Genomic DNA, 12289 nt, shown 5'->3' on the forward strand with positions numbered 1-12289 from the left:
AGAAAACTGTCTAGCATGAATTGAGACAAAACGTCTCGATTGAGTGAGCGACATGACAACCACAACACCACCGCCAGCGGCTTTCGACTACATCATCGTGGGGGCGGGCTCCGCCGGCTGCGTGCTGGCCAACCGCTTAAGCGAGGACCCCGAGGTGTCGGTACTGCTGCTCGAGGCCGGCGGGTCCGACTGGAATCCGTGGATCCACGTGCCCGTGGGCTACTTCAAGACCATGCACAATCCGGCCACCGACTGGTGCTACCTCACCGATCCCGACGAGGGCATCGACGGTCGCCGGTTACAGTGGCCCAGAGGCAAGGTGCTGGGGGGATCAAGCTCGCTCAATGGGCTTCTGTACATCCGCGGTCAGCGCGAGGACTACGACGATTGGGCGCAGCTTGGCAACGACGGCTGGGACTATGACTCGGTGCTGCCCTACTTCAAGAAGTCGGAGTGCCAGGAGCGGGGCGCCGATGACTACCACGGTACCGACGGCCCCTTGAAGGTCTCGGATCTGCGCCTGCGCCGCGAGATCGCCGAACGCTTCATCGAGGCGGCCAAGGCCTCGGGGATTCCCGAGAACCGCGACGTCAACGGGGCCAGGCAAGAAGGCGTGGGCTACTTCCAGCAGACCTCCTACAAGGGCTTTCGCTGCTCCACTGCCAAGGCGTTTCTGCGTCCGGCGCTCAAGCGCCCCAATCTCACCCTGGTCAAGCGTGCCCACTGTCAGCGGCTGCTGCTGGAGGGCAAGCGCGTGGTCGGGGTCGAGTACCGCCAGGGGCAGAGCACCCATCGGGCAAGCGCCAGGCTCGAGGTGCTGCTGTCCAGCGGCGCCATCGGCTCGCCGCAGATCCTGCAGTGCTCCGGCATCGGGGACCCCGACCACCTGGCCGAGGTCGGCGTCGACTGCCACCACGCACTACCGGGCGTCGGCGAGAATCTGCAGGACCATCTGCAGATCCGGCTGGTGTTCAAGACCTCCTGTCGCACCCTCAACGACGAGGTGCGTCATCCGCTGAGAAAGCTGGCGGTAGGCACCCAGTACGCCCTGACCCGCACCGGTCCGCTGACCCTGGCGGCCAGTCAAGTGTGCATCTTCACCCAGTCGCGGGAGGGCCTGGATCGTCCGGATATCCAGTTCCATATGCAGCCGCTGTCGGCGGACAAGCCGGCCGAAGGGGTGCATCCGTTCTCGGCCTTCACCTCCTCGGTGTGCCAGTTGCGTCCGACCAGCCGGGGGCGTATTCGCATCACCAGCGCCGACCCCGCCGTCTATCCCTCGATCCAGCCCAACTATCTGAGCACCGAAGAAGACTGTCGCGTGGCGGTGGACGCCATCAAGGTGGCGCGACGCATCGCCGAGCAGGCACCGCTTGCCGAGGTGATCACCGATGAATACGTGCCGGGGCGGGAGTATCAGAGCGACGAGCAATTGCTCGAGGCTGCCCGGCGCTACAGTCAGACCATCTACCACCCGGCGGGCACCTGCAAGATGGGCCACGACGACCTGGCGGTGGTCGATGACCGACTGCGGGTGCACGGCCTCGAGGGACTGAGGGTGGTGGACGCTTCGATCATGCCGATTATCGTCTCGGGCAACACCAACGCCCCGACCATCATGATCGCCGAACGCGCGGCGGACATGATCAAGGCCGATCGCCGTGCCCAGGCGCGCGTCGCCTGACGTGCAGCGCTGGAACCTCGACAGCGGATCGATGCCATCGGGGCCTGGCCTTACTCGAGGCCGCGCTCTGGCCCTAACGTCGCGGTAGCGGGCTGGGCCAGGATCAAATCAATAGCGCGTCATCGGCTGACCCGCTGAGCGCGACCCCTGATACGCGAACAACGAATAAACGAGAGGACGCCCATGTCCCAGCCAACGACACACGCCAAGCCCGAGACGCCCGTGACCGGATGGCGTCGCCATCTGGAGCCCGCCCGGGAGCGCATGCCGGGGGTGCTGATCTGCATCACCATTGCCCTGGCCACCACCTTTATCGCCGAACACTACGGTGGCCCGACCCTGCTCTACGCACTGCTGTTCGGCATGACCCTGCACTTTCTCAGCGAGCAGGGCCCTTGCCTGGTGGGGGTGGAGTTTGCCGCCCGCACCATCCTCAGGCTGGGTGTTGCCCTGCTGGGTGTACGCATCACCCTGGAGCAGGTGGCGGAACTCGGGATCGGCCCGGTGGTGACGGTGGTCGCCGGGGTGGTGCTGACCATTCTGGCGGGAAGCGTGCTGGCGCGACTGCTGGGGCTGAAAAATGACCTGGGACTGCTGACCGGCGGGTCGGTGGCGATCTGTGGCGCCTCGGCGGCGCTGGCACTGTCTGCGGCGATGCCGCGCAACGAGATCGCCGAGCGCAATACCATCCTGACCGTGGTTGGCGTGACGACGCTGTCCACCGCCGCCATGGTGCTTTACCCGCTGCTGGTCGGTGCGCTGGAACTGACCGATACCCAGGCCGGCATCTTTCTTGGTGGCACCATCCATGACGTCGCCCAGGTGGTCGGTGCCGGCTACATGATTTCCGATGAGACCGGCGACATCTCAACCTTCGTCAAGCTGTTGCGGGTCGCCATGCTGGTGCCGGCGGTGATGGTGTTCATGCTGCTGTTTCGCCGCGCCCGTGGCGGTGAAGGCGGCAAGGTGCCGATGTTCCCGAGCTTTCTGGTGGCCTTCGTGGTGCTGGTGCTGATCAACAGCCTTGGCGTGATTCCCCAGGTGATGGTCGAGGGCATGACCGACCTGTCGCGCTGGTGCCTGGTCACCGCCATCGCCGCACTCGGTATCAAGACCTCCTTCCAGAAGCTCGCCGTGGTCGGCTGGAAGCCGGTCATCCTGATGGTCGCCGAGACCGTCTTCCTGCTTGGGCTGGTGCTGGTGTGCCTGTATACCGGCATCGCCGAGTGGTAGCGAGCGGTCCCGGGCGAGTTAGAAAGCAACGCAAAGCCCACACAAATGCCAAGGCCCCGGTTCTCCGGGGCCTCGGCGTTTCTGACGGTCTGTGGCGCTGTTCTGGTCGTTACTGACCGGCCTGGATCGCGGTCAGCGCAATCGTATAGACGATATCCTCGACCAGGGCGCCCCGGGACAGGTCGTTGACCGGCTTGTTGAGGCCTTGAAGCATGGGGCCGATGCTGACCACCCGAGCGCTGCGCTGGACCGCCTTGTAGGTGGTGTTGCCGGTGTTCAGGTCGGGGAACACGAACACCGTGGCGCGGCCGGCCACCGGTGACTCCGGTGCCTTCTGCCGGGCCACGCTGGCGATGGCCGCAGCGTCGTACTGCAGCGGGCCGTCGATGGCCAGGTGCGGCGCCCGTTGCCTGGCGATGCGGGTCGCCTCGCGGACCTTGTCGACGTCGGCGCCGCTGCCGGACTCGCCGGTGGAGTAGCTGATCATGGCGACCCGCGGCTCGATGCCGAAGGCCTCGGCGCTGGTGGCGCTCTGCAGGGCGATCTCGGCCAGCGCCTCGGCGTCGGGGTCGGGGTTGACCGCGCAGTCACCGTAGACCACCACCTGGTCGGGCAGCAGCATGAAGAACACCGACGACACCTGGCCGTAGCCGGGGGCGGTCTTGATCAGCTGAAAGGCCGGGCGCACGGTGTTGGCGGTGGTATGCACGGCGCCGGAGACCAGGCCATCGACCTCGCCTTCGGCGAGCATCATGGTACCCAGCACCACGCTGTCATGAAGCTGGGCCTCGGCGGTCAGCGGGGTCAGCTTGCCCCGTCGGCGCTCGACCATGGGGGCGACAAAGCGACCACGCTCGGCGTCCGGGTCGAGGATCTGCAGGTCGTCGGGCAGTTCAAGGCCACGTGCCTTGGCCACCTCGAGGATGGCGCGGCGCTTGCCCAGCAGCACGCAGTTGGCGATGCCGCGGCGCTGGCACAGGATGGCCGCTTCCAGGGTGCGTGGCTCGTCGCCTTCGGGCAGCACGATTCGCCGACGCTTGTGCTGGGCCATGCTGACCAGTTGATGGCGGAAGGCCGCCGGTGACAGGCGGCGCTGGGCGTCGTCGTGAATCAGCGCCAGCAGCCAGTCACGATCCAGGTGATCGGCGACGAAGGCGCAGATGGCCTCGGCGCGCTCGTGATCATCCACCGGGATGCCGCCGGACATCTCGGTAAGCCGGGCCACGGTGGCGTAGCTGTCGGTGTCCACCGAGAGGACCGGCAGCCCCGAGGCCAGCGCCGGGCGACAGACGTCGATCAGCTGCTGGCTGGGTGACTCGCCGTGGGTCAGCAGAAGACCCGCCAGGGGCACGCCGTTCATGGTGGCCAGGGCCGCCGCCAGCAGGGTGTCGTCGCGATCCCCGGGGGACACGATCAGCTCGCCGGGACGCAGGGCGTAGAGCAGGTGCTCGGCGCTACGGGCCCCCAGCGTCGAGTGGGCGACGCGGCGGCGATCGGCCTCGCCGTGGTGCAGGATCCTGGCATCGAGGGCGCGGGCCACGTCTACCACTCGCGGTGCGGTCAGGGAGGCCCGGTAGGGCACCGCCGCGACCACCGGCAGGGTCAGGTCGGCGCCGATAGCGAGCTGCTGCTGCCAGTGCTGGCGGTGGGCGCGGGCCTCGACCTCGCTGACCGAGGCCAGGGTCTGGTCGATGGCCGAGCCGTCGCCGTCCCCCGGCAGTCGCATCAGCATGGCACCCAGGGTGCGCACCGAACCCACCGCGTCGATGCTCTGGCGATGGAACTGCAACTGCTTGGCCAGCTCCTGGGGATCGGCGATCTGGCCATCGGCGACCAGTACCACCTGGGCGTCGAGGGCACTGGCCAGGCGCACGTTGAGGTCGAAGGCGTAGGCGTTTCGCGGGAGTGGGCGAACGCCCTCCACCACGATCAGCGCCGGTGCCTTGCCGGTGGCAGGGCGGGCGACGCGGGCGTGACGCTCCACGGCGAGTTCCAGCAGACCATCGCGATCGTCGCGGCCGAGATACTGCTCCAGTGTCTGGCGCGAGATCGGACGCGGCGAACCTATGCCCAGGGTGCTGGCCACCAGCGAGCGGGCGCGTTCGTCGTTGTCACTTGCCTGCTCGCCACCTTCGGACTGGCTGAAGGGCTGCAGAAAACCCGCGTCCAGCCCTAGCGTATCCAGCGCACGAAGCAGGCCGAGGCCGGCGGAGGTGAGGGCGACGCCGTCGTCGATGGGGATCAGCAGCAGCGTGCGGGACTGGGTGCTCACAGAACCTCCTCGAGCGTTGGCGTGGACGTCAGGCTCGCGATCAATTCCCGGGTCTGGCTGGCGATATAGCCTTCTTCGTCGGTGGGGATGACGCGGATCTCCGGCGCCGAGCTGGCGCCTCGGTCGTGGATCTGGCCTTCCTCGCCACGCCCGAGGCTCTCGTTGGCGTCAGCGTCCAGGCGTACACCGAGGGCCTCCAGGTGGCCCAGCGTCCGGGCGCGCACCAGGGCAGAGTTTTCGCCGATGCCGCCGGTGAAGGCGATGCCGTCGATCCGGGGCAGGGCACAGGCCAGGCCCGCCAGGGACTTGGCCAGGCGGTAGCAGAACACCTCGATGGCCAGGCTCGCGCCGGCGTGACCTTCACTGGCGGCCTGTTCGAGCTCACGCATGTCGTTGGTCAGCTCGGACAGCCCCAGCAGTCCGCTCTTCTGGTTGAGCAACTGATCGACGCCCTCCAGCGACATGCCCAGCTGGCGCGCCAGGTGCAGGTGCAGGCCGGGGTCGACGTCACCGCTGCGGGTGCCCATCACCAGGCCTTCCAGCGGGGTCATGCCCATGCTGGTGTCCAGGCTTCTGCCGGCCCATACCGCGGTGGCGGAGCAGCCATTGCCCAGGTGGGCGATCAGCCAGCCGCCTTCACCACGGGCGCTGACTTCTGCCAGGCGGCCGGTCACGTAGGCATGGCTCGAGCCGTGGAAGCCGTAGCGACGGATGCCGTGTCGGCTGTAGAGCTCTTCGGGGATGGCGTAGCGGTAGGCGTGGGGCGGCAGGGTCTGGTGGAAGGCGGTATCGAACACCGCCACCTGAGGCAGATCCTCGAACAGCCGGCGCGTGGCGACGATACCGTCGAGGTTGGCCGGATTGTGCAAGGGGGCCAGGCTGATGGTCTGGCGAATGGTGCGCACCACGGCGTCGTCGAGCAGGGTAGCGGCGGTGAAGCGCTCGCCGCCGTGTACCACCCGGTGGCCGATACCGATGGGCCGGTGGACGTCAAGGTGCTCGAGGATGGTCTTGAGCGCCAGGGCGTGGGTCGCACGGGGAAGCGAGACCTCGCGGGCGCTGCCGTGTTCGTCCGTCAGCTTGAGGCGAGCCTCGTGGCTGCCCAGGCGCTCGGCGATACCGGACAGTCGAGGAGTGTCGGGAGCTTGATCGATCAGCGCGAACTTGATCGAAGAGGAGCCGCAGTTGATCACCAGAATCGGGGCTTTCATGCCATCTCCAGAAAAGACGCCTTGGTGAGGCGAGAATGCGTGGGATGGCGGCGAATCTAGCACCGCCCCGGGGCGCGAATAATTGGCCTGGGGAGGTAGTCGAACGGCTTTGCTGGTGGATCCGACGAAGCCGTGATGAGCGTCAAGTGCATGAATCTTCGGGTTGGACTTTTGTCTAACTTTGTGCGGCAGAACTGGAACCGGGCGTACAAGACGTGCATCCCCGAGCAGTCGAACGCTGCCCGGGGATGCGCCGGGGAGTGGCTTGTCTCAGACCTCCTTGTTCAAACCTCCTTGTACAGCTCCGCACCCTGTTCACGGAAGACCCGGGCGCGCTCCTCCATGCCGGCCATGACGGCGTCGCCGTCACCCTCCAGGCCGTTGTCGCGGGCGTAGTCGCGGACCTCCTGGCTGATCTTCATGGAACAGAACTTGGGGCCGCACATGGAGCAGAAGTGGGCCACCTTGGCGGAGTCCTTGGGCAGCGTCTCGTCGTGATAGGCGCGGGCGGTGTCAGGGTCGAGGCCCAGGTTGAACTGGTCCTCCCAGCGGAACTCGAAACGCGCCTTGGACAGGGCGTTGTCGCGGCGCTGGGCGCCGGGATGCCCCTTGGCCAGGTCGGCGGCGTGGGCGGCAATCTTGTAGGTGATGATGCCGGTCTTGACGTCGTCCTTGTCGGGCAGGCCCAGGTGTTCCTTGGGGGTGACGTAGCACAGCATGGCGCAGCCGTACCAGCCGATCATCGCCGCTCCGATGCCCGAGGTGATGTGGTCGTAGCCCGGGGCGATATCGGTCACCAGTGGCCCAAGGGTATAGAAGGGCGCCTCGTCGCAGTACTCGAGCTGCTTGTCCATGTTTTCCTTGACCAGGTGCATGGGCACGTGGCCGGGGCCTTCGATCATCACCTGGACGTCGTGCTTCCAGGCGATATGGGTCAGCTCACCCAGGGTCTTGAGCTCCGCCATCTGGGCCTCGTCGTTGGCGTCGGCCACCGAGCCCGGACGCAGGCCATCGCCCAGCGAGAAGGCCACGTCGTACTGCTTGCAGATCTCGCAGATTTCCTCGAAGTGGGTGTAGAGGAAGCTTTCCTGGTGATGGTAAAGGCACCACTTGGCCATGATCGAGCCACCGCGGGAGACGATGCCGGTGACCCGGTTGGCGGTCAGCGGCACGTAGCGCAGCAGCACGCCTGCGTGGATGGTGAAGTAGTCCACGCCCTGTTCGGCCTGCTCGATCAGGGTGTCGCGGAACACCTCCCAGGTGAGGTCCTCGGCCACGCCCTTGACCTTCTCCAGCGCCTGATAGAGCGGCACGGTGCCGATCGGTACCGGCGAGTTGCGGATGATCCACTCGCGGGTTTCGTGGATGTTCTGGCCAGTGGACAGATCCATGATGGTGTCGGCGCCCCAGCGGATGCCCCAGGTCATCTTCTCGACCTCTTGCTCGATGGAGGAGGTCACCGCCGAGTTGCCCAGATTGCCATTGATCTTCACCAGGAAGTTGCGCCCGATGATCATCGGCTCGGCTTCCGGGTGGTTGATGTTGGCGGGGATGATGGCGCGCCCGGCGGCGACTTCCTGGCGCACGAACTCGGGGGTGATCTCCTCTGGCAGACGGGCGCCGAAGCCCTGCCCGTGATGCTGGTGGCCAAGGATGCGCTCGACCTCATCGCTGCCTCGATAGTCATCGGCCAGGGCCTGTCGACGCTGGTTCTCGCGGATGGCGATGAACTCCATCTCCGGGGTGATGATGCCGCGGCGGGCGTAGTGCAGCTGGGTGACATTGCCGGCGCTGCCGTCGGCGCCACGACGTGCGCGGCGCGGCGTGCGGGTCAGTTCGAAACGCAGCGGGGCGAGTGTCGGGTCGTTGGCACGCCGGCGACCGTAGTCCGAGGTCGGTCCATCGAGCCATTCGGTGTCGTCGCGCTCCTCGATCCAGGGCCGGCGCAATTCGGCAAGCCCGTGACGCAGGTCGACCTCGACCTGGGGATCGGTGTAGGGGCCGGAGGTGTCGTAGACCAAGAGCGGCGGATTGGCCTCGTCGGCCCCGGAGGTGCGGGTCGCTGACAGCGAAATCTCGCGAAACGGCACCCGCAGGTCGTCGCGGGAGCCCTTTACATAGACCTTGCGCGAACCCGGCAGGGGCGTAACTGCGGCCTGGTCGACCTGGGCGGTCTCGGCCAGGAAGTGCGCGCTATGGCGGGGTTTGTTTGCGGAAACGGGTTGATCGAGCGGCATTGGCTTGTCCTTCTCACGGCACTGGGTGCTGGCGTTGTTGTGTGCATCGCGTGAGGAAGGAGGGGGCGTCGTGGCCTGGGCCGTGAGCGCTTGATCCCTACGCTGGTCCTCACCGCGATGCCATGGCATCGGGGTTACCCCCAGATCAGGTTCAACGGGTCCCATGCGCTGCATGATCTCAGCCGCCTCTGGCGGCCCCCCGTCAAGCGTGGTGCTGATTGTGTTAGTCGCTTAGATCGAGCCCCATCTGCCAGAAGTCGATCTCGAGTCGTGTCGCGTCGGCGAATATCCGTGACAGTCGTGCAAAGCGCTCGCCGGATACCTGGCCAAGCTGATCGTCGAGCCAGGCATGCTCCTGGCGCGCGGCGGCCTGGAAGTCGTCGCTTTCGTACATGGCGATCCAGGCGTCGAAGGGATTGTCTGCACCGCGCAGGGTGTCCGGGCGGGCGTTGAGCGTTCTCGCGATATCGGCGTAGCCGACCATGCAGGGGGCCAGCGCCACGTGCAGGTCCAGGAGGTCGCCGCGGCTGCCGGCGTCCAGCACGTAGCGGGTATAGGCCAGGGTGGCGCGGGCTTCGGGCAGCTCAGCGAGTTCGGCCTCGCCGATGCCCCAGTCGCGGCAGAAGGCGAGATGCAGGCCGAGTTCCACGTCGAGAATGGTCTTCATGCCGTCGAAGGCGCCGCGCAGCTCGTCGAGGCTGTGGCTCTTGTAGGCCGCCAGGGCGTAGGCCCGGGAGAACTGCAGTAGAAACAGATAGTCCTGCTTGAGGTAGTGACGGAAGCTGGCGTCGGCCAGTTCACCACGGCCAAGGGCGAGCACGAAGTCGTGTTCGATGTAGGCGTGCCAGTCATCGCGGCAGGCGTCGACAAGATCGGTAAAGCGGTAGCCCATGTTGCCTCCGGTTGGTGCGGATCCGGAGGGCGGCGGCCAAGGACACGGCGACGAGAAAGGAGGGAGGTGCGCGCGCAGGGGCAGACACCACCGCCTGATTCCCTACGCCGGTTCAAGGTGTGAAGCCACACCGCACCCGGATCAGGTTCCACGGGATCGGCGCTGGCGGCCGGTGATTCGTCACCCTGGCCCTGCGCCATCTCAGCCGGATTCACCGGCACCCCGTCAAGCGAGTCTGAATCGAGTCTAGCATGACCTCGAAGGGAGTCCACCTCGGCTTGGCAAGAACCGATCCCGATCAGTAGATACGCCGCTGGGGGGAGGAGGTTCCCACGATATCGCGAGAGTGCAACTGCCGAGATATCTGGAGAAGTTTCCGCATGGTTGAGAATGCATTTTATCCGATTGAGGAAATGTGGCGAAGTAGAGTCCTGATTGATCAATTCGACAAAGTTTCGACGATTTTGTTGTTGTTTAAAGGGATATTTGCGTGGTTTTTCTTGGATGTTCTCTGGATTGTGTTTGCGTGTTTTGCGGCTGCCTGATAGAGAAGATGTGAGAGAATCTAGAGTGAAAAAAGTACGTTTTTCACTCTAGATTCTGACATTCGTTGTGCGCTTGACGACTCCTTTGTGAAGAAGGGAAGAAAGTGACAGGTGTGTTGGTCCCGTTTTATTGGAAGCATTGGTTCGCCGAGTTTTCATGGAAGCTAAAAATGCTTGTTTTGCTCTCTTTTGAACCACCCGTGGGTCAGGGAAATGGTGCATGGGAAAGGTTTTATGAAGGGCTCCGGGGCCGTTGTCAGTGCTCGTTTCTCAACACAATAGACAAATATTTCGCCTATCTTTTTTTATGCAAATATTTTAGAAAGGAAGACGAGATGCCAGTGTTGGCGTAAACATTCCTATTCGTCGTGGCAATGGGTGATTTAAGATAGACGTTATCAATTTTGTTTGTTCACGACCGATATTATATCTTATATTTGAGGTGATTAATATGAATCCATATTCGACACTTCCAGACCGTGCCTTCTGGAAAAAAGCTGTATCCGAAAAGTCGATTTTTGACATATCCAATTTGTGGTCTCCAAAGTTCAAGATCACAAAGGATAGTAGGGTGGTTACCTTCGGTTCCTGCTTTGCGCAACATATTGGAAATGCTCTTGATAGCAGAGGGTTTAACTGGGTCTCGACAGAAACTCCACCCAAGGGGCTCTCGCAGGAAAATGCAAAAAAATACAATTACAATATTTTTTCGGCCAGAACCGGGAATATATACACCACCTCATTGTTGAAGCAGTGGGTAGAGTGGGCAACAGGGATAAAAGAGCCGCCTGAGGAGATTTGGGAAAAGAACGGACGGTTCTATGATCCCTTTCGCCCCGTGGTGGAACCAGAGGGTTTCTGTAGTAAAGAAGAGTTAATACTCTCTCAAGAGGAGACAATAAAAGCGTTTAGGGAATGCATCTTCTCATCAGACTTCTTTGTCTTCACCTTAGGGTTGACTGAAAGCTGGTTCAATTCGGAATACGGCTACGAGTATCCGATGTGTCCCGGGACTTCAGCAGGGACCTACCTGAAAGGTATCCATGCGTTCAAGAATCAGATGTATCCCTCTGTGATGAATGATCTGCGAGATGCCATAGAAATAATGCGTCATGAGAATCCTGAGTTACGCTTTATATTGACAGTTTCCCCTGTTCCTTTGGTAGCGACAAACTCCAGGAACAACGTGATCGTCGCTACAATGGAATCCAAGTCAGTGTTGCGTGCCGTGGCTGGGCAGATTTCTAGAGGTTGTAATTATGTGGATTATTTTCCTTCGTATGAAATAATCAACAGCCCGGTTTTCAAGGGGGTGTTTTTCGAACCCAATCAACGAAGTGTTAACCCCCACGGTGTCGATTTTGTGATGAATCATTTTTTTTCTTCTCTGAGGACAAAGTTTGGCGCTGAGATTTTCGGAAAACAAAACAAGAGGGTAGGTAACGTAAAGAAAATTAATGATCTGGTTTGCGAAGAAGAGATCTTCGACGCCTTTGGAGGTAAGGAATGAAGAAAAATATTTGTGTGCTGGGCAATAGCCACGTTGGTGCTTTGAAAAGAGCCTGGGACCTGATGCCAGAGTGGCATCAAGAATATAATCTTGTCTTCTTTACCGCTAGAAGTAATGGCTTGGGTGGACTGATTCTCATCGATAATAAACTGGTTCCAAAAACAGATAGATTAAAGAGAACCATCACCTATACATCGGGTGGCAAGAGTGAGGTTGATATCGTTGAATATGATCTATTCTTGATTTACGGACTTCAGATGGAAGTTTTTTTTGTCGAACCTGGCAAATTTTTTTCATCAGCAGTAATAAAGCAAACCGTGCTGGATAGTGTCAAGGGTACGACGTCCTGGAAGATCATGGAAATGATCAGGAGCGTGACCAACAAAAAGATATATGTTGGACATAATCCCCTGCCTATTCAGAAGAAAGGTGATGATAGAAGTTATCCTCCGGAAAGCTACCTGTCCGGAATAAAGTTGATGAACGATGAAGTATATGATAAATGCAATGCCGAGTTGATCGCTCAGCCTGCTGATACCATCGTCAACGGATGTTTTACGGAGCGGGAGCTCTCGAAGGGAAGTAAAAGATTGCCTGTAGGGGATGCCATGGATGAGGAAGCGCATCCAGACCATGATATCAGGCATATGAACGAAGAGTTCGGGAAAAAGTGGCTATCCTGCTTTTTAAGTAGAGATTGACAAA

General features: G+C 61.8%; 8 protein-coding genes and 2 riboswitches. Of the genes, 4 read left to right on the forward strand and 4 right to left on the reverse strand.

The window, feature by feature from the left end; translation table 11 throughout:
- Positions 1-52: 52 nt before the first annotated feature.
- Positions 53-1684, forward strand: a complete 1632-nt coding sequence (locus tag NFG57_RS05795) for a choline dehydrogenase (protein ID WP_348815623.1) — start codon at positions 53-55, stop codon at positions 1682-1684.
- Between the two features lie 183 nt (positions 1685-1867).
- Positions 1868-2917: a putative sulfate exporter family transporter gene (locus NFG57_RS05800; RefSeq protein ID WP_348815624.1), complete on the forward strand. Its 1050-nt coding sequence runs from the start codon at positions 1868-1870 to the stop codon at positions 2915-2917.
- Between the two features lie 109 nt (positions 2918-3026).
- Here the strand turns inward: NFG57_RS05800 and pta are convergent, their stop codons facing one another.
- The 4 genes from pta to tenA all read right to left on the reverse strand — a co-directional run bounded on the left by pta (position 3027) and on the right by tenA (position 9529).
- Complete coding sequence (gene pta, locus NFG57_RS05805) at positions 3027-5189, reverse strand: phosphate acetyltransferase (protein ID WP_348815625.1); 2163 nt, start codon at positions 5187-5189, stop codon at positions 3027-3029.
- On the reverse strand, positions 5186-6400 hold the full coding sequence (locus tag NFG57_RS05810; protein WP_348815626.1) for an acetate kinase: 1215 nt from the start codon (positions 6398-6400) through the stop codon (positions 5186-5188). The genes pta and NFG57_RS05810 overlap by 4 nt, the downstream gene beginning before the upstream one ends.
- A gap of 284 nt (positions 6401-6684) precedes the next feature.
- Positions 6685-8637: a phosphomethylpyrimidine synthase ThiC gene (gene thiC, locus NFG57_RS05815; RefSeq protein WP_348815627.1), complete on the reverse strand. Its 1953-nt coding sequence runs from the start codon at positions 8635-8637 to the stop codon at positions 6685-6687.
- 77 nt (positions 8638-8714) lie between these two features.
- Positions 8715-8849: riboswitch (TPP riboswitch) on the reverse strand.
- An 11-nt stretch (positions 8850-8860) separates the two neighbouring features.
- Positions 8861-9529, reverse strand: coding sequence for a thiaminase II (gene tenA, locus NFG57_RS05820; RefSeq protein WP_348815628.1), 669 nt, complete (start codon positions 9527-9529; stop codon positions 8861-8863).
- 81 nt (positions 9530-9610) lie between these two features.
- Positions 9611-9764: riboswitch (TPP riboswitch) on the reverse strand.
- Positions 9765-10525: 761 nt separating this feature from the next.
- Between tenA and NFG57_RS05825 the strand changes: the two genes are divergently transcribed.
- Both NFG57_RS05825 and NFG57_RS05830 read left to right on the forward strand, forming a co-directional pair.
- A complete protein-coding gene (locus NFG57_RS05825) occupies positions 10526-11584 on the forward strand; it encodes a GSCFA domain-containing protein (RefSeq protein ID WP_348815630.1) in 1059 nt (352 codons plus the stop codon).
- Complete coding sequence (locus tag NFG57_RS05830; protein ID WP_348815631.1) at positions 11581-12285, forward strand: hypothetical protein; 705 nt, start codon at positions 11581-11583, stop codon at positions 12283-12285. Before NFG57_RS05825 ends, NFG57_RS05830 begins: the two co-directional genes overlap by 4 nt.
- The last annotated feature ends 4 nt before the right edge of the window (positions 12286-12289 follow it).

Source organism: Halomonas sp. H10-59, assembly GCF_040070555.1.
GTDB lineage: Bacteria > Pseudomonadota > Gammaproteobacteria > Pseudomonadales > Halomonadaceae > Halomonas > Halomonas litopenaei.

Coding starts and splice junctions, on each gene's coding strand:
- NFG57_RS05795 (WP_348815623.1), top strand. CDS start 53: ATGACAACCACAACACCACCGCCAGCGGCTTTCGACTACATCATCGTG.
- NFG57_RS05800 (WP_348815624.1), top strand. CDS start 1,868: ATGTCCCAGCCAACGACACACGCCAAGCCCGAGACGCCCGTGACCGGA.
- NFG57_RS05810 (WP_348815626.1), bottom strand. CDS start 6,400: ATGAAAGCCCCGATTCTGGTGATCAACTGCGGCTCCTCTTCGATCAAG.
- thiC (WP_348815627.1), bottom strand. CDS start 8,637: ATGCCGCTCGATCAACCCGTTTCCGCAAACAAACCCCGCCATAGCGCG.
- tenA (WP_348815628.1), bottom strand. CDS start 9,529: ATGGGCTACCGCTTTACCGATCTTGTCGACGCCTGCCGCGATGACTGG.
- NFG57_RS05825 (WP_348815630.1), top strand. CDS start 10,526: ATGAATCCATATTCGACACTTCCAGACCGTGCCTTCTGGAAAAAAGCT.
- NFG57_RS05830 (WP_348815631.1), top strand. CDS start 11,581: ATGAAGAAAAATATTTGTGTGCTGGGCAATAGCCACGTTGGTGCTTTG.